Genomic DNA, 23,851 nt, shown 5'->3' with positions numbered 1-23,851 from the left:
GATCGGCGCAGGTCTGCACGACCGCACCACCACGACCACGGGAGCAGGCGTTGGCTTCAGCACGGACGATCCGGCACATTTTCGTCACCGGGGGCGTCGCCTCCTCGCTTGGCAAGGGTCTGACCGCCTCCAGCCTGGGCAATCTGCTGACCGCACGCGGGTTGCGGGTGGTGATGCAGAAGCTCGACCCCTACCTGAACGTCGACCCGGGCACGATGAACCCCTTCCAGCACGGTGAGGTGTTCGTCACCGAGGACGGCGCGGAGACCGACCTGGACGTCGGGCACTACGAGCGGTTCCTGGACCGTGACCTGTCCGGCAAGGCCAACGTCACCACCGGGCAGATCTACTCCGAGGTGATCGCCAAGGAGCGCCGGGGCGAATACCTGGGCGACACCGTCCAGGTCATCCCGCACATCACCAACGAGATCAAGGCCCGGATCCTGGCCATGGGCGACCCGGACGAGGACGGCCGGACGCCGGACGTGGTGATCACCGAGGTCGGCGGCACGGTGGGCGACATCGAGTCGCTGCCGTTCCTGGAGGCGATCCGGCAGATCCGCCACGACGTGGGCCGGGACAACTGCTTCTACCTGCACGTGTCGCTGGTGCCCTACCTCGCCCCGTCCGGCGAGCTGAAGACCAAGCCCACCCAGCACTCGGTGGCGCAGCTGCGGAACATCGGCATCCAGCCCGACGCCATCGTGTGCCGGTCGGACCGGGAGATCCCGGAGAAGCTCCAGCACAAGCTGTCGCTGTACTGCGACGTGGACCCGGAGGCCGTCATCGCCTGCCCGGACGCGCCGAGCATCTACGACATTCCGAAGGTGCTGCACGCCGAGGGCCTCGACGCGTACGCGGTGCGCCGGCTCGGCCTGTCGTTCCGGGACGTCGACTGGACCCGCTGGGACGACCTGCTGGACCGGGTGCACCGGCCCCGGCACACCGTCCGGGTGGCGCTGGTGGGCAAGTACGTCGACCTGCCCGACGCGTACCTGTCGGTGAGCGAGGCGATCCGGGCGGCCGGCTTCGGCCACCGGGCCCGGGTGGAGCTGCGCTGGGTGCCCAGCGACGACTGCGTGAGCCCAACCGGCGCGGCGGCCGCGCTGGCCGGGGTGGACGGCATTGTGATCCCGGGCGGCTTCGGGGTGCGCGGCATCGAGGGCAAGATCGGCGCGGCCCGGTACGCCCGGGAGAACCGGATCCCGATCCTCGGCCTCTGCCTGGGCCTGCAGTGCATGACCATCGAGGTGGCGCGGCACCTGGCCGGGCTGGATGGCGCCGATTCGACCGAGTTCGACGAGCAGGCCGTGCATCCGGTCATCGCCACGATGGCCGACCAGGAGGACATCGTGGCCGGCCGCGGCGACCTGGGCGGCACCATGCGGCTCGGCGCGTACCCGGCCCGGCTGGCCGAGGGCTCGATCGTGGCCGAGGCCTACGGGCGGCCCGAGGTCAGCGAGCGGCACCGGCACCGGTACGAGGTCAACAACGCCTACCGGGACGCGCTCGGCAAGGCCGGCCTGAAGATCAGCGGTACGTCGCCGGACGGCCGGTTGGTCGAGTTCGTCGAGCTGGAGCGGGAGCTGCATCCCTTCTTCGTGGCCACCCAGGCGCATCCGGAGCTGAAGAGCCGGCCCACCCGGCCGCACCCGCTGTTCGCGGCGTTCGTCCGCGCGGTCGTGGCGTACTCGGAGGCCGATCAGCTGCCGGTGGAGCTGGACCCGGACGCGGCGCCCGCGCCCAACGGCGCCGGCCCGGCCCGCCCGGGCGGCGGCGCGGCAGGTTCGGGCGGCGCGGCCGGTTCGGGTGGCGGCGCGGCCGTCGACCACGCCGCGCGGACCAGCGCGGCCGGTTCGCCGTCGTGACCGACCACCGGTACGAGGTGCGGACCCGCACGGAGCGGTTCCAGGGGCGGATCTTCTCGGTGGTCACCGATGAGGTGACCATGCCCGGTGGCGGGGTGGCGGCCCGGGACTACGTGCGGCACGTGGGCGCGGTCGGCGTGGTGGCGCTGGACGAGCGGGGGCGGGTGGCGCTGATCCGCCAGTACCGGCACCCGGTCGGCCGGATCCTGTGGGAGCTGCCCGCCGGGCTGGTGGACGTGGCCGGTGAGGATCTGGCCGCCGCCGCGCGGCGAGAACTGGCCGAGGAGGCGGACCTGGTGGCGGCCCGGCTCGACACGCTGGTCGACCTGCACACCTCGCCGGGCTTCAGCGACGAGGCCATCCGGATCTTCCTGGCCCGGGACCTGACCGAGGTGCCGCCCGGGCAGCGGCACGACCGCCGGGACGAGGAGGCGGAGCTGGCGGTGTGCTGGCTGCCGGTGGACGAGGCGGTGGCGATGGCCCTGGCCGGGGAGATCACCAACGCCGCGGCGGTGGCCGGCGTGCTGGCCGCGGCCCGCGCCCGGGACGCCGGGTGGGTGCCGCTGCGCCCGCTGGACGCCCCCCGCTGAGCCCCGGCGCCGGGCCCCCGTGTTAACAGGGGCCCCCTCCTATACCGAAAACGATAAGAGGGGGCCCTTCCTTACACCTGACACTTCGTCAGGCGCCAGCATCACTCCCTGTCACACTGAAGGCTGTGGGCCGGGGTGGCCGGTCCTAGACTGACCGCCTGCGGGTGTGGCGGATGGTGACGGCAACGGTGCCGTCGCGCGCCGGAACGGCCGGAGCGGAATCCGGCAGAGAGGTGTCGACATCGTGAAGGTCGGAGTCCCACGCGAGGTCAAGAACCACGAGTACCGCGTGGCGATCACGCCCGCGGGGGTGAACGAGTTCGTCCGCGCCGGCCACCAGGTCTTCATCGAGACCGGCGCCGGCGCCGGATCCACCATCACCGACGCCGAGTTCGCGGCCGCCGGCGCCACCATCCTGGACACCGCCGACCAGGTGTGGGAGAGCGCCGAGCTGGTGCTCAAGGTCAAGGAGCCGGTGGCCGAGGAATACCACCGGATGCGCGAGGGGCAGGTGCTCTTCACCTACCTGCACCTGGCCGCCTCGAAGGAGTGCACCGACGCGCTGGTGGACCGCAAGGTCACCGGCATCGCGTACGAGACGGTCGAGCTGCCGGACCGGTCGCTGCCGCTGCTGGCCCCCATGTCCGAGGTGGCCGGCCGGCTCGCGCCGCAGGTCGGGGCCTACCACCTGCAGCGGCAGGGCGGCGGTCGGGGCGTGCTCATGGGCGGCGTCTCCGGCGTGTACGCGGCCAAGACCGTGGTGATCGGCGCGGGCGTCTCCGGGATGAACGCCGCCGCCATCGCGCTCGGCCTGCAGGCCGAGGTGCTGCTGCTGGACAAGAACGTGGCCCGGCTGCGCCAGGCCGACGCCATCTACCGGGGCCACCTGCAGACCGTGGCGTCCAACGCGTACGAGGTCGAGAAGGCCGTCCTGGACGCGGACCTGGTGATCGGCGCGGTGCTGGTGCCCGGCGCCAAGGCCCCGACGCTGATCTCCAACGAGCTGGTCTCCCGGATGAAGCCGGGCAGCGTGCTGGTGGACATCTCCATCGACCAGGGCGGCTGCTTCGAGGACTCCCGGCCCACCACGCACGCCGACCCGGTCTACCCGGTGCACAACTCGCTGTTCTACTGCGTGGCCAACATGCCGGGCGCGGTGCCGCACACCAGCACCTACGCGCTGACCAACGTCACCCTGCCGTACGCGCTGGAGCTGGCCAACCAGGGTTGGCGGGACGCGCTGCGCCGGGACCCGGCGCTGGCGCTCGGCCTGAACACCCACGCGGGGGAGGTCACCTACGGCCCGGTCGCCGAGGCGCACGGGATGACCGCCACCCCGCTGGCCGACGTGCTCGGCTGACCCGCGTGCTCGGCGACGCCCCGGACGGCCCGTCCGGTCCCGAGGCGTCGCCGGCGCTGCGGCGGGCCGTCCGCGGCTACCTGGATCACCTCACGGTGGAGCGCGGGCTGTCCGCCAACACCCTCTCGTCGTACCGCAGGGACCTGGAGCGGTACCTGACCGGCCTGGCCGCGGCCGGGATCGCCGACCTTGCCGAGGTGGCCCCCGCGGACGTGGCCGAACACGTGGCGCGGCTGCGCGCCGGCGACGACGGACAGCCGGCGCTGGCCGCCGCCTCGGCCGCCCGGGCGGCCAGCGCCATCCGCGGCCTGCACCGGTTCGCCGCCCGGGAGGGGCTGGCCGGCGCCGACCCGAGCCGCGAGGTACGCCCGCCGGCGCCGCCGCGCCGGCTGCCCCGGGCGCTGGACGTGGCCGAGGTGCTGCGGCTGCTCGACGCGGCCGGCCCGGCCGCCGGACCGGTCGCCGCCGACCCGCCGGCCGAGGCGGGCCCGCCGGGTGACGGGCGCCGGCCGGTGGACGCCGGCCCGCCGGGCGGGGGGAGCCCGCCGGTCGCCGCCGGGCCGCTGGAGCTGCGCGACCGGGCGCTGCTGGAGTTCCTGTACGGGACGGGCGCGCGGATCTCCGAGGCGGTGGGCGCGGCCGTGGACGACCTGGACCTGGCCGCCGGCACCGCGCTGCTGCACGGCAAGGGCGGCCGCACCCGGCTGGTGCCGGTGGGCGGGTACGCCTGCGCGGCGCTCTCGACGTACCTGGTGCGCGCCCGGCCGGCGCTCGCGGCGGCGGGTCGGGGCGTACCGGTGGTTTTCCTGAACGCCCGCGGCGGCCCGCTGTCCCGGCAGAGCGCCTGGACCATCCTGCGCCGGGCCGCGGCGCGGGCCGGGCTCCCGGTGACCGGCGGCCGGGCGGTCTCGCCGCACACGCTGCGCCACTCGTACGCCACCCACCTGCTGGACGGCGGCGCGGACGTGCGGGTGGTGCAGGAGCTGCTCGGACACGCCTCGGTGACCACCACCCAGGTCTACACATTGGTCACCGTCGACCGGCTCCGCGAGGTGTACGCCACGGCGCATCCGCGGGCCCGCGGGTGAGGCGTTGCCCCGCCGCGTCGGGTGTCCGACACGCCGGTACGGTGTCCCCGTGGCTCCGCCGGCTTGGCGTACAGTCGGGATCTGCGCGGGCCTGGAGTGATTGCGGGTCCGTGGCGGCACCGGACGGGCCGTCCGGTGGACACCGGCGTCCGAGCAAGTCGTCGGGAGGGGGCGGGGAACATGGCTGGCAATGATCGTGCCGAGGCGTGGACCTCGACGCTCCGGGAGCAGCAGTCCGCCTTCGACCTGGGCGCCGAGCTCGGCCCCGCCGATCCGGCCGCCTACACCGTGCGCAAACCCATCCCCGAGCCGATGCCGACTGACCGGCACGGGCCGGCGCGGATCATCGCGATGGCCAACCAGAAGGGCGGCGTCGGCAAGACCACGACGACGATCAATCTGGGCGCCGCGCTCGCCGAGTACGGCCGCAAGGTGCTGCTCGTCGACTTCGACCCGCAGGGCGCGCTCTCGGTCGGGCTGGGCGTGAACCCGCACAATCTCGATCTGTCGGTCTACAACCTGCTCATGCAGGACGACGTCACCGCCGAGGACGTCCTGATCAAGACCGACGTGGCGGGCCTGCACCTGCTGCCGGCCAACATCGACCTGTCGGCCGCCGAGATCCAGCTGGTGAACGAGGTCGCCCGGGAGATGGCGCTGGCCCGGGTGCTCAAGTCGATCCGCAAGGAATACGACTACGTCCTCATCGACTGCCAGCCGTCGCTGGGCCTGCTCGCCATCAACGCGTTGACCGTCGCGCACGGGGTGCTCATCCCGCTCGAGTGCGAGTTCTTCAGCCTGCGCGGCGTGGCCCTGCTGCTCGACACCATCGACAAGGTGCGCGAGCGGCTCAACTTCGACCTCGAGCTCGAGGGCATCCTCGCCACCATGTACGACAGCCGCACCACGCACTGCCGGCAGGTGCTCCAGCGGGTGGTCGAGGCGTTCGGCGACAAGGTCTACCAGACCGTGATCACCAAGACGGTGAAGTTCCCGGAGTCGACCGTGGCCGGCGCGCCGATCACCACCCTCGATCCGGCGTCCTCCGGCGCCCGCAACTACCGTCAGCTGGCCCGCGAGGTGATCGCCGCACAGGCCGAGCGGTAACCCGCCGGTGCACGGTTCCCCGGAACCGGTCGACTACGGTCATCCGGTGACCACGTCCGCCCAGCCCGCCTCCCCGGCCGATGCCGCCTCGACCGCCGAGCCGACGCCGGACCCGGCCGCCGGGCCCACCCCGATCGAGGCCTCCGGGCCGGTCGCCGCGCCCACGCCGGCCGACGCGTTCGGGCCCTCCGCCGCCCAGGGCGGCGCCGAGTCCGGCTTCACCGTCCGGCTGGCGAACTTCACCGGTCCGTTCGACCTGCTGCTGCAGCTGATCGGCAAGCACAAGCTGGACGTGACCGAGGTGGCGCTGCACCGGGTCACCGACGAGTTCATCGCGTACATCCGGGCCATGGGCGACGCCTGGGACCTCGACGAGGCCAGCGAGTTCCTGCTCATCGCGGCCACCCTGCTGGACCTCAAGGCGGCCCGGCTGCTGCCCGCGGCCGCTGTCGAGGACGAGGAGGATCTGGCGCTGCTGGAGGCGCGGGACCTGCTCTTCGCCCGGCTGCTGCAATACAAGGCGTTCAAGGAGGCGGCCGCGCACCTGGCCGGGCTGGAACGCGCCCGGCGCTATCCGCGGGCCGTCAGCCTCGAGCCCCGGTACGCCGAGGCGCTGCCCGAGCTGGTCCTCGGGATCGGCCCGCAACGCCTGCTCAAGCTGGCCGTCCGGGCGATGACCCCGAAGCCGGTGCCCACCGTGTCGATCGACCACGTGCACCAGGTACGGGTCAGCGTGCGCGAACACGCGGCCCTGCTGCGGGAGCGGCTCCGCGCGCTCGGCAGCGCCGACTTTCGGGTGCTGTGCGCCGACTGCGAGTCGACCCTGGAGGTGGTGGCGCGGTTCCTGGCGCTGCTGGAGCTGTACCGGGAGGGGCTGATCGGCTTCACCCAGGAGCAGGCGCTCGGCGAGCTCACCGTACGGTGGACCGGCCCGGCCGACGGCGGGGCCGGCGAGCTGGACATCGACGAGTACGCCGGGGCGCCCCCGAGCACCAACGCGCCGCCGGGTGGCGCCGGCGCGCCGCCCGGTAGCGCCGACGCGCCCCCGGGTGGCGACACGCCCCCGGGCGGCCCCGACGCCGGGCCGGGCGGCAGTGGCGCGACTGGTGGCAGTGGCGCGACAGGCGGCAGCGGCGCGACTGGTGGCGGCGACGCGGCTGGTGGCGGTGCCGCGCCGCCCGATGACGGTGCCGCGCCGGCGAATGGCGCCGACGCATCGCCGGCCGAGGCGCCGGCCACGGCCGCACCGGATGAGACTCCGGGCGGGGGAGAGGGGACCGCGTGACCGAGGAGAACCGGCCGGAGTCGTTGGCCGATCAGGCGGCGTCCTGGATCCCGCCGTGGGCCCGCCGCGACCCGGCCGCCCCCGAGGACGAGCCGGCCCAGCCCGACACCCCGGCCGAGCCGGGAGCCCCCGTCGAGTCCGGTACTCCGGCCGGGACGGGTGTTCCCGTCGAGTCCGGTACTCCGGCCGGGACGGGTGTTCCCGTCGAGTCCGGTACTCCGGCCGGGACGGGTGTTCCCGTCGAGTCCGATACTCCGGCCGGGCCGGGGGTTCCCGCCGCGTCCGACACCCCGGGCGAGCCGGACGGCCCCGTCGAGCCCGGCGGCCTCGGCGCGCCCGGTGAGAGGCCCGCGGAGCCGCTGCCGGCCGAGCCGGCCGGAGCCGCGTTGCCGTCCGAGGCGCCCGCCGAGGCCGCCGTACCGGCCGAACTGCCCGTCGACGGGGTGACGCGGCCGGACGTATCCCCGGAACCCGAACTGGCCCCGGCGGCGCCGGCACCGGCCGGGGCCGACGAAACCGCGGCGGCCGGGACGGGCGGACCGGCGCCGGCCGGGACGGGTGGACCGACGCCGTCGGTCGACGGCCCGACGGAGCGCGCGGTGGTCGGCGCGGCCGCCGAACCCTCGGTCGACGGCCCGGCGGAGCGCGCGGTGGTCGGCGCGGCCGCGGTGGCGCCGGACGACGAGCCGGCCATGGCCGACGCCGAGCTGCGGGCGGCGCTCGAGGCCATCCTGCTCGTGGTGGACGAGCCGGTGGCCGACACGGTGCTGGCCGAGGTGCTGGAGCAGCCGACCCGGCGGGTGACCGCGACGCTGGAGACGATCGCGGCCGGATACACGGCCGGCGGGCACGGATTCGAGCTGCGGCGCGCGGCCGGCGGCTGGCGGTTGTACACCCGGCCGGAATACGCGGCGTACGTGGAGCGGTTCGTATTGGACGGGCAGTCGGTACGGCTCACCCAGGCCGCGTTGGAGACCCTGGCCGTGGTGGCCTACAAGCAGCCGGTGACCCGGTCGCGGATTTCCGCCATCCGGGGTGTGAACGTCGACGGCACGATCCGTACGCTGGTCACCCGCGGCCTGGTGGAGGAGTGCGGGATGGAACCGGACAGTGGGGCCTTCCTCTACCGGACCACCACGATGTTCCTGGAGAAGCTGGGCCTCAACTCGACCGACCAGCTGCCCCCGCTGGCGCCGTTCCTGCCCGACGATGTGGAAGAGATCGACGATGCCTCGCGATGAGAACAATCCCGGCCCCGAGCGACTGCAGAAGGTGCTCGCGGCCGCCGGCGTCGGTTCCCGGCGCGCCTGCGAGGACCTGATCTACCGGCGCCGGGTGACAGTGGACGGGCGGGTGGCCCAGCTGGGCGACAAGGTCGATCCGGCCACCGCGGAGATCATGGTGGACGGCGAGCGGGTGATCACCGACACCCGGCTGGTCTACCTGGCCTTCAACAAGCCCCGCGGGGTGGTGTCGACCATGGCCGACGAGAAGGGCCGGGCCGCCCTGGGCGACTTCCTGGACCGGGTGGACGACCGGGTCTACCACGTCGGGCGGCTCGACGCGGACAGCGAGGGCCTGCTGCTGCTCACCAACGACGGGACGCTCGCGCACCGGCTCATGCATCCCTCGTACGGGGTGGCCAAGACGTACCTGTGTGAGGTGACCGGCCCGCTCGCCCGGTCGGCTGGGCGGCGGCTGCAGGCCGGGGTGGAGCTCTCCGATGGGCCGGCCAGGGTCGACTCGTTCCGGCTGGTCGACACGCTCGGCAAGACCGCGCTGGTGGAGCTGACCCTGCACGAGGGGCGCAAGCACATCGTGCGCCGGCTGATGGAGGAGGTCGGGCACCCGGTGACCCGGCTGGTGCGTACCGCCATCGGGCCGATCCGGCTGGGTGACCTGCGGCCCGGGCGGACCCGACGGCTCACCAACGCCGAGATCGCCGGGCTGTTCAAGGCCGTGGCCGACTGAGCCCGCGGCGGGCCGCGGCCCGGTCCCGGGCGGCGACCGGCGCCGCCGTCGGCCCGGCGGTCCCGGCCGGGCGCCGGCCCGGCCGTCGAGCCGGTCGGGGGGCTCGCGTCCGCCCGTCCCGGGGGACCGGGCAGAATTGAGCGCGTCGGTGAAGACTGAGGAGGACACGGTGGCGGAGAAGGCACGGACCGGACGACTCGTGGTGGCGGTCGACGGCCCGTCCGGCTCGGGTAAGTCCACCGTTTCCCGGCGGTTGGCCGGCGGGTTGGACGCGAAATACCTGGACACCGGGGCCATGTACCGGGCGGTGACCTGGGCGGTGCTGCGGTCGGGCGTCGACCCGCAGGACGCCGAGGCGGTGGCCAAGACGGCGGCCGCGACCGAGCTGACCATCGGGGTCGACCCGGCCGCGCCGCAGATCGCCGTCGACGGCGTACCGGTGGACCGGGAGATCCGCGGGCCGGAGGTGACGGCGGCCGTGTCGGCCGTGTCGGCCGTGCCCGAGGTACGCCGGCTGCTGGTCGAGCGGCAGCGCGAGCTGATTCTCGCGGCCGGCCGGATCGTCGTGGAGGGCCGCGACATCGGCGCCGTGGTGGCGCCGGACGCCGACCTGAAGGTCTACCTGACCGCGTCGGCGGACGCCCGCGCCCAGCGGCGCAGCGCCGAGTCCGCCGCGGACGTGGCCGCCACGGCCGCCGACCTGGCCCGCCGGGACCGGCTGGACTCCACCCGCAAGGCGTCCCCGTTGCAGCAGGCGCCCGACGCGGTGGTGCTGGACACCACCGAGCTGGGCATCGACGAGGTCGTCGAGCGGCTCCGCGAGCTGCTCGCCGGCCCGGTGTCCCGGTGAGCGGGGCCGAGGGCTGGGTCGAGCTGGGCGAGCCCGCCGTCGAGCGGGCCGAGCCCACCGGTCCGGTGCCGGTGGTGGCCGTCGTGGGCCGGCCGAACGTGGGCAAGTCGACGCTGGTCAACCGGATCATCGGCCGCCGCCAGGCGGTGGTCGAGGACACCCCCGGGGTGACCCGGGACCGGGTCCCGTACGACGCGCAGTGGGCCGGCCGGCAGTTCGTGGTGGTGGACACCGGCGGCTGGGAGCCGGACGCCAAGGACCGGGCCGCCGCCATCGCGGCCCAGGCCGAGATCGCGGTGGCCACCGCCGACGTGGTGGTGTTCGTGGTGGACGCCACGGTGGGTTCCACGGACGTGGACGAGGCCGCGGTGCGGATGCTGCGGCGCAGCGCCAAGCCGGTGCTACTGGTGGCCAACAAGACCGACAACGCGGCGCTGGAGATCGAGGCCACCTCGCTGTGGTCGCTCGGGCTCGGCGAGCCGTACCCGGTGTCGGCGCTGCACGGCCGGGGCTCGGGCGACCTGCTCGACCGGATCCTCGAGGCGCTGCCCGACCCGCCGCCGATCACCGAGCCCGGCGAGCGCGGGCCGCGCCGGGTGGCCCTGGTGGGCCGGCCCAACGTGGGCAAGTCGAGCCTGCTCAACCGGCTGGCCCGGGAGGAGCGGGCGGTGGTCGACTCGGTGGCCGGGACCACCGTCGACCCGGTGGACAGCCTCGTCGAGATCGGCGGCCAGACCTGGCAGCTGGTCGACACGGCCGGGCTGCGCAAGCGGGTGAGCCAGGCGAGCGGCACCGAGTACTACGCGAGCCTGCGCACCGCCGGCGCCATCGAGGCCGCCGAGGTGGCGGTCGTGCTGCTGGACGCCAGCGAGCCGATCAGCGAGCAGGACCAGCGGATCATCACGATGGTGGCCGAGGCCGGCCGGGCCATGGTCATCGCGTTCAACAAGTGGGACCTGATGGACCCGGACCGCCGCTACTACCTCGATCGGGAGATCGACCGGGAGCTGCGCCGGGTGCCGTGGGCGATCCGGCTGAACCTGTCGGCCAAGACCGGCCGGGCCGTGGACAAGCTCGCCCCGGCGCTGCGGACCGCCCTGCGCAGCTGGGAGCAGCGGATCCCCACCGGGCAGCTCAACCAGTGGCTCACCGCGCTGGTCCAGGCCACCCCGCACCCGGTACGCGGCGGACGGGCCCCCCGGGTGCTGTTCGCCACCCAGGCCGGGGTGTCCCCGCCGCGGTTCGTGCTGTTCACCACCGGTCCGCTGGACGCCGGCTACCAGCGGTTTGTCGAGCGCAAGCTGCGCGAGGAGTTCGGCTTCGAGGGCAGCCCGGTCGAGGTGTCGGTGCGGCCGCGCAAGAAGACCGGGCCGGGCGGCCGCGGCAAGGCGCACGGCTGAGTCCCGGTCCGGCCCCCCTTCCGGTACGACTCGACGGGTCCCCCGCGCGGACGCGTGCATTGCCGTCGCGCGAGACCCGGCCAACCCTCCTGGATCCCATCCTCCTAGGATGCTTTACGGAGTGTACGGCACACGACCTGACGGCATCGGCTTGCCGAGCAAAGAGCCCGCCGGGGCGGAAATGGCGCGGCGGGGGGCGCATGCGCCGGACGAGGCGGCTGCGCTACGCTGTACCGGCTGCCAAGCGGGAGACCGCGGGCGGCATCGGGACGTGGCGCAGCTTGGTAGCGCACTTGACTGGGGGTCAAGGGGTCGCAGGTTCAAATCCTGTCGTCCCGACGAGAAGTAGCAGGTCAGGGCCTTGATTCACTCTGTGAGTCGAGGCCCTTTCGCTTGCCCGTCTCACAGTCCATCACGTACGCGCGTACTGGACTCCGAGGAGTCAGCCGAACAGCCCCGTATCGAGGTGATCGGCCGCCACCCGCAGGTGACCGATGTCCGGGTGGACGTAGACCCGCTTGGCGAGCGTGCCGCCGTCCGCGTGCCCCGCCCATGCTGCCAGCACCACGTCCGGAACGCCTACCGTCGCGAGGTAGGTCAGGCAGGCGTGCCTGGCGTCGTACAGCCGTACCTTCCGCACCCCGACCTTCGCCATCAGCTCGTACGTCCGCCGGCGGAACCAGTCGGTGCGCTGCGGGGCGCCCAGCTCGTCGACCAGCACGTAGCCGGTCACCTGGTACGCCTCGCCCGCCTCCAACTTCTCCGCCTTCTGCCGGGTCCGGAACGTCTTGAGCGCCGTGGCCACCGCGGTGGGCATCGGTAGCCCCCGCTTGCCGGCCGCCGTCTTCGCCGCCTTCTCCTCGACCTGGCCGTCGACCAGCGTCCGGGTGTTCGTCCCGGCCGCCAACGTCCCGGCCTCGAAGTCGACATCTGACCAGCGCAGACCGCACACCTCGGCCGGGCGCAGACCCACCAGCGACAGCAGGCACACCGCGTACAGCCGCTCGCCTGCGATCCCCGCCAGGAACGTCTTGACCTCCTGCTGCGTCCACGGGCTGCGCGCCGCCCGGGCCTCGGCCGCCGCCTTCGCGGCCGCCCGGGGGATCGTCACGTACTGCGCCACGTTCCGGACCACCAGCTGCTGGCGCACCGCCACGTTCAGCGCCGTGCGCAGCCGGCCCAGCGTGAGCCGGACCGACCGCACCGACAACCCCGTACCAGGCTTGCCACCCCGGCGCCGACCCTCGGTCAGCATCCAGTCGACCAGGCCCTCGATGTCCGGCTCCGTGACGCCCTGCAGCAGCCGGCCGCCCAGCTTGGCGTGGACGGGCAGCAGGGCGTCACGGTAGTTCGCCGCGGTTCCCTTCTCCACGTCCCGGGTGGCCGAGGCCAGCCACCCGTCGAGGAACTCACCGACCGTGATCTTGTTCGGTCGCACGTACGTGCCCCGGTCCGTTTCGTGCTTGATCCGGGCGTACTCGGCCTTCGCCTCCTTCGCGGTGTCGAAGGTGTGCGTGACCTGCTTGCGCTTCCCCGTATCCGGGTCCCGGCCGACGTCGATGACGAACCGATACCGCACCTTGCCGTCCTTGAGCTCAATCCGCTTGATCGGTCCGGCCACCCGCGCCTCCCTTGTCGTGGATGACCAGGCTGTCGGGGTACTTCGACAGCCCGAGCTGGCGGATCGTCTCGATCCACGGCCGTGGCTTGGCGGGGGGAGTGACCCCGATGACCACCATGTCGTCGAGGGCGGTTGCCAGCCCCTGGAGTGCCTCCGCGTGTGCCGCCCGGGCGGCGGCCATGGTGGACTCGTCGCCGGCATACTCAGCCCGCCGCAGTGCAGTCGCCGCGGAGGCGACGGCTTCGGATTGCCGCTGCTCGTGCTGGTACAAGAAGACCGCCGTCCGGGCGCGCTCGAATTCGTCGACCCTGGTCACGAGAGCACTGCCCTCGGGGGAAGGCACCAGGGGCGGCTCCTGACCGGTGACCCACCGCCAGACGAGCCAGGGGTGTAGCTCGACCTGCGGGGAGATGGCGACGCTCTCTCCGGACTCCAAGTCCATGAGTAGCAGCGGCGGCGGTACCGCCAGGGCGTGCGCCAGCTGGAGCCATTCGTTGAGGCTCACACCCCGCTCGCCGTTCTCGATCTTCGAGATCACGCGGCGGTTGAGATCCGAGCCCAACTCGGCAAGCCGGTTGGCCAGGTCCTGAGCGGACAGCTTCCGCTCACCTCGCCACCGCCTGACCTGCCGGGCCAGCACGTCGCTCGGGGGACTACTCATGTTCCGGGTACCTCCTCGGCCGATTTCAGGCCACCCTAGCCCCAAACTTGCACTGAGTCCATTGCGTCTGTACCGTCCACCAAAACGGCCGGACATGCCCGATAGTAGGGCGTTGTCGGGCCGGAAATCGGCCATCCGCTCTGGAGGATTCGATGTCCAGCACCCGCACTCCGGTCGGCCCGACCCTTGAAGAGATCCGCGCCTGGCCGGCCGCCGTCAACGTCAACGACTACGCCCTGGCATGTGGCATCAGTCGAGCGCACGCGTACGAATCGCTTCGCGACACCAACTGCCCTGTTCGGACCCTCAAGGTCGGCGGGCGGATCAAGGTCCTGACGGCCTCGATCGTGTCCCTTCTCGACCCGGACGCTCGTGAGAAGGCGTGATACGGCCATGCGTCGGCGCAGGTCAGAGGCTCAGAACTCGTCGGCACTTGACCGACTGTCAACCGTTTGGAGGGTCCTGAAGTGACCCGGACGCGACGAAGCCCGGGGGGCGCATCCCGGGCTCCATCAGAGGCCATTTCGTCGGCGGCCGTGGCGAGCGTAACCGACCACGGACACCTGCCGCGAGCACGAGCGTTCGCCGGACCCCCGTGCCGCGGCCGCGCGCTGTGGCTGGTCATGGTCCTGACCTGCCCCCGGTGCGGTACCGCCCACGCCCACCGGGTCGGCGACGACGCCCGCCTGTTCGACCGCCAGGTGTCGAAATGCTGCCCGGTCACCGGCCTGTGGTACCTGCTCGGCCCCGTCCAGCGCCGGCGGGAGGCCCGCCGTGGATGAGCGCACCGGATGGTGCCCGCCGGGTGGCTGCCGCGCCCGGCTCGACCGCGAGCTCGAGCTGGCGGTCGCCCTGGCCTTCGAGCAGGGCCGCGCGTACGAGCGCGCCGAGCTGGCGCAGCTGGAATCGACGTGGCCGGCGCTGGCCCGCAAGACCTGGGAGGAGTCGGTTGCCGAGCGCGTCGCCCAGCTGGCCGGCTCGACCCCGCCGCCGCGGCTGCGGTTCAACGATCCGGACTGGCCTCCCGTCGCCGTGCCCGGCGGGGGCGGTATCCGGATCGGCCCGGGCCGGGGTGCCCACGAAGGAGTTGCAGCGTGAACCCGTTCGACCCTGGCAGCGAAGAGCACGCCGCGTGGGAGCGGCAGGAGCAGATCGAGGCTGCGCCGCCGCGGCGCCGCCTGGTGCTCACTCCCGCCGCCAACATCGAGCCGGAGCCGGTCGTCTGGGCGTGGGAGGACGACCCGGCCGGGCTGACTCCCAACAGCGGTCGTATCCCGCTCGGGTCACTGTCCGTGGCCGCCGGCCGCGAGGGCACCGGCAAGAGCAGTTTCGGGATCTGGCTCGCGGCGCGGATCACCCGCGGGGACCTGCCCGGTGCGCTCGACGGCCAGCCACGCGCCGTGGTGTACGCGGCCGTCGAGGACTCCTGGAAGCACACCCTCGTGCCCCGGCTCATCGCGGCCGGCGCCGACCTGACCCGCGTGTACCGGGTCGAGGTGGTCGAGGACGAACAGTACGGGGTGACGCTTTCCCTGCCCACCGACAACTCCCTGCTGGAGCGCGAACTCAAGAAGCTTCAGGCGGCCCTGCTGGTGCTCGACCCGCTCATGTCCACCATCGGGGCGGGCATCGACACCCACCGGGAACGGGACGTGCGGGTCGCGCTCGACCCGCTCGCCCGGCTCGCCGACCGCGCCCGGTGCGTAGTGCTCGGCATCGCCCACTTCAACAAGGGCGCTGGCACCGACCCGTCATCGCTCATCACCGGCTCTGGCGCGTTCAAGAACGTGCCCCGGTCGGTGTTCGGATTCGCCGTTGACCCCGAGGGCGATCGGGTCATGACCCAGACGAAGAACTCCCTCGGCCGCCTCGACCTGCCGTCGCTGAGCTACCAGATCGAGGGCACCGAGGTGCCCACCAAGCTCGGCCCGGCGCACGTCGGCCGGCTCGTGTGGCTCGGCTTCTCCGAGCGCAGCGTCACCGAGATCCTGAGCGACCGCGGGGACGCCGACGACCAGGGCGACCGGCTCGACGCCGTGGAATGGCTGCGCGCCTACCTCGCCGACAACGGCGGCGAGGCACCGGCGGTGGACGTGTTCAAGGCCGGCGACAAGGACGGGTTCAGCAAGGACGCGCTCAAGCGCGCCAAGCGCAAGGCCGGCGTGCTGTCGGAGAAGACCGGCATGGACGCCGGATGGATGTGGCGACTCAAGCCCGCCGAAGGGAGCGAAGGGAGCGAAGGGAGCAAGGGAGCAGACGGTGAGGGCCTCGCTCCCTTCGCGCTCCCTTCGGAACCCGACGACGCGAAGGGAGCACCGAAGGGAGCGCCGTCTAGGGGACTGCGCTCTTCGCTCCCTTCGCTCCCTTCGCTCCCTTCGCAGGGCGCCGGCCCGGCCGATGATCCCGATTCCGAACAGGAGTGGTCCGGATGAGCCCGGCCGATCTGCTCGCCGCAGCCCGCACCGCCGGCCTGGATGTCCGCACCGATGGCGGTCGGCTCGTCATCCGCGGCCCGCAGTCCGCCGGCGGCATCGCCCAGGCGCTGCTCGACCGGAAGGCCGACGTACTGGCCGAGCTGGCTCGCGACCCGGGCCCCGGTCACTGGCTCGGTGCCAGCCGCACCTTGCGCCGGCCCGTGCCCGTCGACGGGCAGTACCCGCACATCTGCGGCGCCCGAGTCACCGGCGCCGTATCCGGCAGGCCGCTGCGGCTGCAGCCGCGCGACTGCGCCGCCTGCCAGGAAGGCCGTCCCGAATGACCCCCTCCCGATCCGCCAGCGCCGGCCCGCTGAGCCAAGATTCCGCCGTGCCGAGGGGTACGGGCAGGGTCGAACCGCGAGGCGGTGACCGGTGATCCGCTGTGTCCTGTGTCCGGCCACCGAACCCGCCGCGTTCGCGGCCCTCTGCCACGGCTGGACCTCCCGCACCACAACCGAGCCCGTCGTCTACCGGTCCGCGTTCAGCGCCGGCCCGTTCGCCATCACCCCCGCCGGCGAGCACCACCTCTGCCCGGCCTGCACGGCGTGGCTCGCCGACCACCGCGACCGGCAGCTGCCCGAGGCCGTCACCGCGTCCATCGCCGAGACCATCGCCGGCGCCGAGCTGGCCACCGAGACCGCCCGCTACCTGCGGATGGAGCTGGTCGGCATGGTGCGGCACCTCGCCGAAGCCCTCGACCAGGCCGAGGTCCCGTGAATCCAGCCGGTCGGTGGCGGCCACCCGAGTCCTACGTCCACGGCGTCGACGGGCCCGCCGTCGTCGTCCCCGCCCGGGTCGCCGCGTGGCTGGAACGGGCCGCCCAACTGCGTGCCGTCCGCGCCCAGCACCGCGGCGCCGACCCGGAAGTCGACGCCGTGCTCGTCGCCCTCGCCACCGCCGCCGCGGCGTGGCGCACCACCCGCCACCTCGATACCGGACACGGCATCGAGCAGCGGAAACAGCCGGAACCCGAGGCAGGCTCGGCCCTGACAACCACACAAGCGGCCCACCTACTCGGCATCACCGACCGCGGGATCCGCGCCGCCATCACCGGCGGCCGGCTCACCGCCCAGCGCGTCGGAGACCGGTGGCACATCCAGCGGGAAGACCTGGAGCACTACCGGGCAGGACGGGCCGCCTGACCCACCGGGAGCCGACGTGACCACGCCCCGCGAGCAGCTGCTGCGCCTGGCCGATGACTACCGGCGCAAGGCCGCCGCCATCCGCGCCGACGACACCCTCAGCACCAAGGGCAAGCGGCAGCAACTCGCACAACTGTACGAAGACACCGAGCCCCGCCGCGCCGAGCTGGCCACCCAGATGCAGCGCCACGACTACACCTCCCGCAGCGACCTGCAACGCCGCCTGTTCGGCCTCCCCGCCGGCGCCACCGCATCCGACGCCATCAGCTTCCGCGACGCCCAGGACCGGGTGGCCGGCATCCGCGACCCCCACCAGCTGGCCGACCTGATGGAACGCGCCCACACCACCGGCGACCAGATGCTCCTGCGCGCCGGCTTCGCCCACGCCTACCAGCAGAGCCGCAACCCCCTCGCGTCCGACATGTTCGTCCACCTGGTCAACGAGTACGCCGACCAGCACCCGGCCGCGCAGCTGGACCTGCAAGAGCTGGAAGGCAAGGCCATCAGCCGTAACCAGGACCTGGCCGACCGGGCGCTCATGGCCGTACCCAAGCCGCGGGAGCTGGACGTGCCCGAGCCCGTCGACACCCCGGCCGACGCGGCATGACCGCGCCCAGCATGGACCGGCACGAGCCCGTGTCCACCCGGCAGCTACCCGGCGCGCTCGGCGTCGCCCGGGTCACGCCGTTCTGCCCCCGGTGCTGCGTGCCGTGGCCGTGCCCCACAGGCCTCCTGGCCGAGGAACGAGCGGCGATCGAGGTAACCGACAGTGACCTACCCCACCCGGGAGACCCCTTCGACCCAGGAAGCCAGGACCGCCGGGGAGGTCGCTTTCTGTCTGTACGGGTCCCCAGATCGACAGACCCGAACAGGGAGTGACGGTCGGTGGCCCGGATCCGGACGTACGCGCGGTTGCTGGAGTCGCTGCGGCGTACGTGCGAGGCGTGCGGGGCGCGGTTGCCGGCTCAGCCGCATCAGGGCAACCCGCGGCGGTTCGGCTGCGAGGCGTGCCGGGTGTGGTCGTACCGGCATCCGGAGCAGATGCGGCAGTGCCGGCGGTGTGACGCCGGCGCCGTGACAGATTGATCGAGACAGGAGCACGGCATGGCACTGCGCACGGTGGGCGTGAAGTTAACCGCTGAAGTCTCCTCGTTCATGGCCGGCATCCGGCAGGCCGGGGTGGCGACCAAGGGCTTCACGTCGGAGATGGACAAGGCCGCGAAGAGCGGGCACCTCGACCGGGTGGCCAACTCGGCGGGCGCGGTCGGCCTGTCGCTGGTGGGCATGGCGGGGTTCGCGATCAAGTCGAGCGCGGATTTCGAGAAGTCGATGTCGGCGGTGTCGGCTGCGACGCACGCCAGCGCCGGCGACATCGAGCGGCTGCGGGCCGCGGCTCTCCAGGCCGGCAAGGACACCAGCTTTTCGGCGACCGAGGCCGCGGACGGGATCACCGAGCTGTCGAAGGCCGGCGTGTCCACGGCTGACGTGCTGGGCGGTGGGCTGCGTGGCGCCCTGGACCTCGCGGCCGCGGGCCAGCTGGGCGTCGGGGAGGCGGCCGAGACCGCGGCGAGCGCGATGACGCAGTTCGGCCTGTCCGGTAAGGACGTGCCGCATGTGGCGGATCTGCTCGCCGCGGCGGCCGGCAAGGCGCAGGGCAGCGTCCACGACATGGGGTATGCCCTGTCGCAGTCGGGCCTGGTCGCGCACCAGTTCGGCCTGTCCGTCGAGGACACCACGGGCACGCTGGCGGCGTTCGCGTCGGCGGGCCTGCTCGGGTCGGACTCGGGTACGTCGTTCAAGACGATGCTGCTGGCGCTGGCGAACCCGAGCGCGAAGGCCCGGGACACGATGCAGGAGCTGGGCATCGAGACGTACGACGCCAGCGGCAAGTTCATCGGCATCACCGGGCTGGCGGGGCAGCTGCGCGACAAGCTGTCCGGCCTCACCCAGGAGCAGCGGAACAGCGCGTTGGCCACGATCTTCGGGTCGGACGCGATCCGGGCCGCGTCGATCCTGTACGACCAGGGCGCGCAGGGCATCCAGACCTGGATCGGCAAGGTCAATGAGCAGGGGTACGCCAGCGAGACCGCGGCGAAGATGACCGACAACCTGGCCGGCGACGTGGAGCGGTTGAAGGGCAGCCTCGAAACGCTGTCGATTCAGGCCGGCTCCAGCTCCAGCGGCGGCCTGCGGACGCTGGTCCGGGCCGCCGACCAGCTGGTCGGGTCCCTGTCGCTCATCCCGGGGCCGGTGCAGACCGCCGGCGTGGCGATCGCCGGTATCGGCGGTGTGGTGCTGCTGGTCGGCGCCGGCATGGCGAAGCTGCGGGCCGCGTCGGCGGGCGCGCTCGAGGAGTTGGCGAAGGCCGGCCCGGTCGGGGAGAAAGCCGCCGCCAGTCTGGATCGGGCCAGCAAGGCCGCCACCCGGGCCGGTATCGCCCTGGGCGCGATGCAGGTCGCGTCGGCGGTGTTCGGGGAGAGCATCAACCCGCAGATCGACGCCCTGAACAAGCGCCTGGAGACCTTCACCCAGACCGGCGAGGTGGGGGGCGAGGCGGCCCGGGTGTTCGGCGGGGACTTGGGCAAGCTGGACACGGCGTTGAAGAACGTGGCGGACTCGGGTGCCTGGTCGGACTTCGCCCGGGGCACGGCGGGGCTGATCGAGGGGATCTCGCACACGGGGGCGGTGTTCGACTCCAGCCTGCAGCACGACAAGGAGCGGGTCGACGCGCTCGACCAGGCGCTGGCGAACCTGGCGCAGTCGGGCAACGGGCAGCAGGCCGCGGCCCTGTTCGACAAGGTGGCGCAGCGCGCCGCGGCGCAGGGCGTGAGCGTGAACGAGCTGCGGAAGGCGCTGCCGCAGTACGCCGCGGCGCTGGACACGGCTGGCTCGGCCGCCGACGGGGCGGCGGGCAAGACGGGCGAGCTGACCGGGGCGCTGGGGTCGGGCGCGAAGGCGCAACGCGAGTACAAGACCGCCACCGAGGCCGCCGCCGGCGCCGCCCGCGGGGAGCGCGACGCGCTGGCCTCGCTCGCGTCGATGATGAAGGCGGAGACGGACCCGGTGTTCGGGCTGCTCAACGCCGAGCAGAAGCTGACGGAGGCGCAGAAGGCCGCCGCGAAGGCGATCAAGGAGCACGGCCGGAACAGCACCGAGGCCAAGGAGAAGACCCGCGACCTGGCGCTGGCCGCGATCGACCTGCAAGGCAAGGCCGGCGCCCTGGGCGACACGTTCGACGGCAAGATGACGCCGGCGCTGCGCAAGACGCTGCAAGCCGCGGGCCTGACCGGCCGGCAGATCGACGACGTGGCCAAGCAGTTCCGCGAGGCCAAGAAGGACGGCGACCAGTACGCGAAGCAGTACAAGGGCAGCGTGAAGCTGGACGGCTACCCGGCCGTGGAGAAGCAGCTGGACAGGCTGTCGGCGTGGCAGCAGGCGTTGAAGAAGGGCCTGAACCCGGCCTTCAACGGGCCGATCGTGGTCGGCGGGAAGGGCTACTCGGAGGGTGGTTGGACCGGTCCGGGCGCGACGATGGAGCCGGCCGGGGTGGTCCACGCCGACGAATTCGTGATCAAGAAGTCGTCGCGGCAGCGGATCGAGTCGGCCGCACCGGGCCTGCTGGACCAGATGAACGCCACCGGCCAGGCGCCCGGCTACGCCGGCGGGGGGATGGTGTGGCCGTACCCGATGACCGTGCGGGGCACCAGGATCCCGTCGCGGGGCGAGGTGGCCGGCGTGGTCACCCCGGCCGGTCCGGGTGGCGGGCAGACGTACCCGTGGATCCTGTCGGTCGTTCACGGCGCGTTCCCGGGGCTGCACGCCATCTCGACGTTCCGGCCGGGCGCCCGGACCCTGTCCGGCAACCGGAGCTACCACGCGGTCGGGCGGGCGGTGGACTTCCCGCCGTCGCGGGAGCTGGCCGAGTACTGGAATCGGCACTACATGGCCCGGACCAAGGAGCTGATCTCCCCGTGGAATGACCTGAACATCTGGAACGGCCGCCGGCACGCCTACACCGGCGCGATCTGGCGGCAACACAACTTCGCCGGCGGCAACGCCCACGACCACATCGCGATGGCCGGCGGCGGGGTGATCGCCGAGCCGGTGTTGGGCTACGGCGTCAACTCGGGCCGGTCGTACTCGTTCGGGGAGCGCGGCCCGGAAACGGTGACCCCTGGCCTGCCCGGCGCCGGCGGGCCGATGCGGGTCGAGGTGGTGCTGTCGGTGGACCGGGCTACGGCCTCAGCCGACCGGCAGCTGGTGCAGGGGCTGATGCGCAGCTTGCAGACCGAGGTGCGGATCCAGGGCGGGAACGTGCAGCAGGTCCTCGGTGGGACTCGTGGGCGGTGACGGGTTGCCCGCCGGGCCTATCGTCGGCAGCCATGGGCGCTCTCCGACCGTGGCACCTCGCGGTGACCATGTGCTGTCTACTGCCGTTCGCCGCTGCCGTCGTCGCCGCTGTACTGGTCCGGCGGCGTAGACGGTAGCGGTGGACACGCAACGGCCCGCCAGGATCGCCCTGGCGGGCCGTTGACCGTCGCGAGCGGCTACGGGTGGCAGACCGGGCAGCGGCAGATCAGCCGGCGGCCCTGGTAGCGGATCTCCGTCTCGCACCACGGATGCGGCCGGACGGCGGTCTCCACCGACACGGCGCACGTCATGCACATCGTCGGGTCGCCGGCGGCCGGCGGCACCGGAGGCTTGATCGGCGGGACGAGGCTGAACAGGCCGAACTCGCCCGCCGCCACCAGGTTGCCGATCGCGTTCGCCCGCGGCCAACACCGCCGCACCTCGCACCGGACGCACCGGCCGCCCCGGGTGGCGTGCTGGGCGAGGGTCTGCCAGTCCGCGGCGATCGCGCGCAGCTCCCCGGGGGAGCGGTGCGGGCCGCTCATCGGGGACGCTCCGGCCGCTCCGCCGGCGCCGCGCCCGGTGCGTACGCGCCGCGGCCGGCCAGGTAGGCCGTCGCGGGGCCCGTCCGGTCTTCGGGTTCCAGCTGGATCCGCCTGCGCCGCCACCACCTAAACACCGCGCCTCCCTCGAGGAAGGGCGCGGCCCCGGACGGGGACCGGGTACCGCGCCCGATCTGGGGGCGCGGCCGCGGCCGCGGGTCGGGTGCTGATGGGTACGGCCGCGCCCATCACCGACGCTATGGCCGGGGCGCGGCTGGAGAATTACCAGCGGTTATACGGCCACGGTGATGCCGACCCGGCGGGCCAGGATCCGAAGATCCTCCGACACCGACCGGCGGCGGGCCCGGTACACCATGCCGGCGACCGCCTCCCTGGCCAGCGGGTTCAACCCGAACGGAACCGGCGCGGCCCGCTCGGCGTGCATGAACGCCACCAGGGCCTCCCGGTCGGCGCGGCCCGAATGCGCCAGGGCCCGGCCCAGGTTCAGCCAGTACGACTGGTGACGGTTGGCCACCCGCAGCCCGTCCGGCCGGACCGTGCGGGCGAGCTCGACCACCCGACCGTAGTCGCCCAGCTCGGTCGCGACGGCCATCCGCCACAGCGTCACGTTCGTCGGCCCGAAGCAGCTCAGGTTGAAGCCCGTACCGTCCGGCGGGTCGCCGAGCGTCGCCGCTTCCCGCTCGGCCTCGCCCAGGTGCGCCTGGGCGTCGTCGGTGCGCTGGTCGACGGCCGAGGACAGCGCCGCGGTCAGGTGCAGCTGGCCGAGCATCTGCCGCACGTCCGGCCGGGCGGCCGCGGCCTGCAGGTCGCTCAGGGACCGGCCAGCGGTCCGGGCGGCGATCGGCGCAGCCTCGATCGGCAGCGCCAGCGTGTACACGAACCGGGCCGCCCCGATCCAGGCGTCGTGCCCGGCGTCCCGGGCGCCGGCCAGGGCGATCCGGGCCGCCGGCAGCGACAGGTGCCGGTATCCCAGGTTCCGCAGGCACACCGACGTCTCGTAGCCGACCTGAGCCAGCTCCAGCGGGCCCGTGGCCGCGGCGTCGAGTAGCAGGGCGGGCAGCTGCCGCGCCATCGTGGCGTAGTCGGACCGGGCCCGCAGATCCGCGGCCGCGGCGATCGCGGCGGCCACGTCCCCGGGCTCGCGGCCCGGGGCGCGCCGCTCGCCTTCCTCGATCTCGATCAGCGCCGCCCAGATCGCCGGCACGGCCTGGGCGGCGCCGGCCTTCGCCGGGTCGGTCGGATCCCCCGGCTGGCCGAGAAGGTCGAGCACGGTCACCTGCAACGCGGTGGCGATCGCCACCAGGGTGGACCGGCGCTCGATCGCCTTGCGGCCGGCCTCGATCTGCGAAATGTACGACTGGGTGACGCCGGCGAGCCCGGCCAGGGTCGCCTGGGTCATCCCGCCGCGGCGCAGTCGCCAGTACCGGATCCGTGCGCCGATGGTGTCAGCCATGGCCGTGCCTCCCAGGTAGCGGTCTGGGCGGCGCCCCGCCGACCGCTACAACCGGCGGGAGCGCC

22 protein-coding genes, 1 tRNA gene and 1 pseudogene are annotated in these 23,851 nt (G+C 73.3%); 20 read left to right on the top strand and 4 right to left on the bottom strand.

Annotated features, from left to right (window positions below; genetic code table 11):
• Window positions 1-50: 50 nt before the first annotated feature.
• The 11 genes and pseudogenes from pyrG to ACFFHU_RS31490 form a co-directional block, all read left to right on the top strand.
• A pseudogene (pyrG, locus tag ACFFHU_RS31540) lies at window positions 51-1,790 on the top strand (CTP synthase); the annotation flags it as partial.
• A gap of 74 nt (window positions 1,791-1,864) precedes the next feature.
• Entirely contained in the window at window positions 1,865-2,458 is a 594-nt protein-coding gene (locus tag ACFFHU_RS31535) for an NUDIX domain-containing protein (protein ID WP_377344209.1), read from the top strand.
• Window positions 2,459-2,702: 244 nt separating this feature from the next.
• Entirely contained in the window at window positions 2,703-3,818 is a 1,116-nt protein-coding gene (gene ald, locus ACFFHU_RS31530) for an alanine dehydrogenase (RefSeq protein ID WP_377344207.1), read from the top strand.
• 5 nt (window positions 3,819-3,823) lie between these two features.
• Window positions 3,824-4,906, top strand: coding sequence for a site-specific tyrosine recombinase XerD (locus tag ACFFHU_RS31525; protein ID WP_377344206.1), 1,083 nt, complete (start codon window positions 3,824-3,826; stop codon window positions 4,904-4,906).
• 180 nt (window positions 4,907-5,086) lie between these two features.
• A complete protein-coding gene (locus ACFFHU_RS31520) occupies window positions 5,087-6,013 on the top strand; it encodes a ParA family protein (RefSeq protein WP_377344205.1) in 927 nt (308 codons plus the stop codon).
• A 7-nt stretch (window positions 6,014-6,020) separates the two neighbouring features.
• Entirely contained in the window at window positions 6,021-7,298 is a 1,278-nt protein-coding gene (locus ACFFHU_RS31515; RefSeq protein ID WP_377344204.1) for a segregation and condensation protein A, read from the top strand.
• A 443-nt stretch (window positions 7,299-7,741) separates the two neighbouring features.
• A complete protein-coding gene (gene scpB, locus ACFFHU_RS31510; protein WP_377344231.1) occupies window positions 7,742-8,539 on the top strand; it encodes an SMC-Scp complex subunit ScpB in 798 nt (265 codons plus the stop codon).
• Window positions 8,508-9,269, top strand: coding sequence for a pseudouridine synthase (locus ACFFHU_RS31505; RefSeq protein ID WP_377344203.1), 762 nt, complete (start codon window positions 8,508-8,510; stop codon window positions 9,267-9,269). The genes scpB and ACFFHU_RS31505 overlap by 32 nt, the downstream gene beginning before the upstream one ends.
• 169 nt (window positions 9,270-9,438) lie before the next feature.
• Window positions 9,439-10,119: a (d)CMP kinase gene (cmk, locus tag ACFFHU_RS31500; protein WP_377344230.1), complete on the top strand. Its 681-nt coding sequence runs from the start codon at window positions 9,439-9,441 to the stop codon at window positions 10,117-10,119.
• A complete protein-coding gene (der, locus tag ACFFHU_RS31495) occupies window positions 10,116-11,519 on the top strand; it encodes a ribosome biogenesis GTPase Der (protein WP_377344202.1) in 1,404 nt (467 codons plus the stop codon). Before cmk ends, der begins: the two co-directional genes overlap by 4 nt.
• A gap of 265 nt (window positions 11,520-11,784) precedes the next feature.
• Window positions 11,785-11,858: transfer RNA gene (locus ACFFHU_RS31490), tRNA-Pro, on the top strand.
• Window positions 11,859-11,961: 103 nt separating this feature from the next.
• Here the strand turns inward: ACFFHU_RS31490 and ACFFHU_RS31485 are convergent.
• A complete protein-coding gene (locus ACFFHU_RS31485) occupies window positions 11,962-13,140 on the bottom strand; it encodes a site-specific integrase (protein ID WP_377344201.1) in 1,179 nt (392 codons plus the stop codon).
• Window positions 13,115-13,801, bottom strand: a complete 687-nt coding sequence (locus ACFFHU_RS31480) for a helix-turn-helix domain-containing protein (protein ID WP_377344200.1) — start codon at window positions 13,799-13,801, stop codon at window positions 13,115-13,117. The genes ACFFHU_RS31485 and ACFFHU_RS31480 overlap by 26 nt, the downstream gene beginning before the upstream one ends.
• Before the next feature lie 152 nt (window positions 13,802-13,953).
• On the opposite strand from ACFFHU_RS31480, the gene ACFFHU_RS31475 reads away from it, so the two are divergent.
• The 9 genes from ACFFHU_RS31475 (at window position 13,954) to ACFFHU_RS31435 (ending at window position 21,770) form a co-directional block, all read left to right on the top strand.
• Window positions 13,954-14,187 carry a hypothetical protein gene (locus ACFFHU_RS31475; RefSeq protein WP_377344199.1) on the top strand — a complete coding sequence of 78 codons (234 nt, stop codon included), beginning with the start codon at window positions 13,954-13,956 and terminating at the stop codon, window positions 14,185-14,187.
• Between the two features lie 388 nt (window positions 14,188-14,575).
• Window positions 14,576-14,899: a hypothetical protein gene (locus ACFFHU_RS31470; RefSeq protein ID WP_377344198.1), complete on the top strand. Its 324-nt coding sequence runs from the start codon at window positions 14,576-14,578 to the stop codon at window positions 14,897-14,899.
• On the top strand, window positions 14,896-16,233 hold the full coding sequence (locus ACFFHU_RS31465; protein ID WP_377344197.1) for an AAA family ATPase: 1,338 nt from the start codon (window positions 14,896-14,898) through the stop codon (window positions 16,231-16,233). Before ACFFHU_RS31470 ends, ACFFHU_RS31465 begins: the two co-directional genes overlap by 4 nt.
• Window positions 16,230-16,559 carry a hypothetical protein gene (locus tag ACFFHU_RS31460; protein WP_377344196.1) on the top strand — a complete coding sequence of 110 codons (330 nt, stop codon included), beginning with the start codon at window positions 16,230-16,232 and terminating at the stop codon, window positions 16,557-16,559. Before ACFFHU_RS31465 ends, ACFFHU_RS31460 begins: the two co-directional genes overlap by 4 nt.
• 91 nt (window positions 16,560-16,650) lie before the next feature.
• A complete protein-coding gene (locus ACFFHU_RS31455) occupies window positions 16,651-16,995 on the top strand; it encodes a hypothetical protein (protein WP_377344195.1) in 345 nt (114 codons plus the stop codon).
• Window positions 16,992-17,420: a helix-turn-helix domain-containing protein gene (locus tag ACFFHU_RS31450; protein ID WP_377344192.1), complete on the top strand. Its 429-nt coding sequence runs from the start codon at window positions 16,992-16,994 to the stop codon at window positions 17,418-17,420. Before ACFFHU_RS31455 ends, ACFFHU_RS31450 begins: the two co-directional genes overlap by 4 nt.
• Window positions 17,421-17,436: 16 nt before the next feature.
• Window positions 17,437-18,027: a hypothetical protein gene (locus ACFFHU_RS31445; RefSeq protein WP_377344191.1), complete on the top strand. Its 591-nt coding sequence runs from the start codon at window positions 17,437-17,439 to the stop codon at window positions 18,025-18,027.
• A 278-nt stretch (window positions 18,028-18,305) separates the two neighbouring features.
• Complete coding sequence (locus ACFFHU_RS31440; protein ID WP_377344190.1) at window positions 18,306-18,506, top strand: hypothetical protein; 201 nt, start codon at window positions 18,306-18,308, stop codon at window positions 18,504-18,506.
• An 18-nt stretch (window positions 18,507-18,524) separates the two neighbouring features.
• Complete coding sequence (locus ACFFHU_RS31435) at window positions 18,525-21,770, top strand: phage tail tape measure protein (RefSeq protein WP_377344189.1); 3,246 nt, start codon at window positions 18,525-18,527, stop codon at window positions 21,768-21,770.
• A gap of 197 nt (window positions 21,771-21,967) precedes the next feature.
• Here the strand turns inward: ACFFHU_RS31435 and ACFFHU_RS31430 are convergent, their stop codons facing one another.
• Both ACFFHU_RS31430 and ACFFHU_RS31425 read right to left on the bottom strand, forming a co-directional pair.
• Window positions 21,968-22,315: a hypothetical protein gene (locus ACFFHU_RS31430; RefSeq protein ID WP_377344188.1), complete on the bottom strand. Its 348-nt coding sequence runs from the start codon at window positions 22,313-22,315 to the stop codon at window positions 21,968-21,970.
• 289 nt (window positions 22,316-22,604) lie between these two features.
• Window positions 22,605-23,786, bottom strand: a complete 1,182-nt coding sequence (locus ACFFHU_RS31425) for a helix-turn-helix domain-containing protein (protein ID WP_377344187.1) — start codon at window positions 23,784-23,786, stop codon at window positions 22,605-22,607.
• Window positions 23,787-23,851 lie beyond the last annotated feature (65 nt).

This window comes from Plantactinospora siamensis (genome assembly GCF_042434095.1).
Taxonomy (GTDB): Bacteria; Actinomycetota; Actinomycetes; order Mycobacteriales; family Micromonosporaceae; genus KBS50.
This window is presented reverse-complemented; position numbering and strand designations above follow the sequence as displayed.

Bases quoted from the DNA above. Each gene is read 5' to 3' on its own strand.
- ACFFHU_RS31520 (WP_377344205.1), top strand. From the start codon at position 5,087: ATGGCTGGCAATGATCGTGCCGAGGCGTGGACCTCGACGCTCCGGGAG.
- ACFFHU_RS31505 (WP_377344203.1), top strand. From the start codon at position 8,508: ATGTGGAAGAGATCGACGATGCCTCGCGATGAGAACAATCCCGGCCCC.
- ACFFHU_RS31480 (WP_377344200.1), bottom strand. From the start codon at position 13,801: ATGAGTAGTCCCCCGAGCGACGTGCTGGCCCGGCAGGTCAGGCGGTGG.
- ACFFHU_RS31475 (WP_377344199.1), top strand. From the start codon at position 13,954: ATGTCCAGCACCCGCACTCCGGTCGGCCCGACCCTTGAAGAGATCCGC.
- ACFFHU_RS31460 (WP_377344196.1), top strand. From the start codon at position 16,230: ATGAGCCCGGCCGATCTGCTCGCCGCAGCCCGCACCGCCGGCCTGGAT.
- ACFFHU_RS31435 (WP_377344189.1), top strand. From the start codon at position 18,525: ATGGCACTGCGCACGGTGGGCGTGAAGTTAACCGCTGAAGTCTCCTCG.
- ACFFHU_RS31430 (WP_377344188.1), bottom strand. From the start codon at position 22,315: ATGAGCGGCCCGCACCGCTCCCCCGGGGAGCTGCGCGCGATCGCCGCG.
- ACFFHU_RS31425 (WP_377344187.1), bottom strand. From the start codon at position 23,786: ATGGCTGACACCATCGGCGCACGGATCCGGTACTGGCGACTGCGCCGC.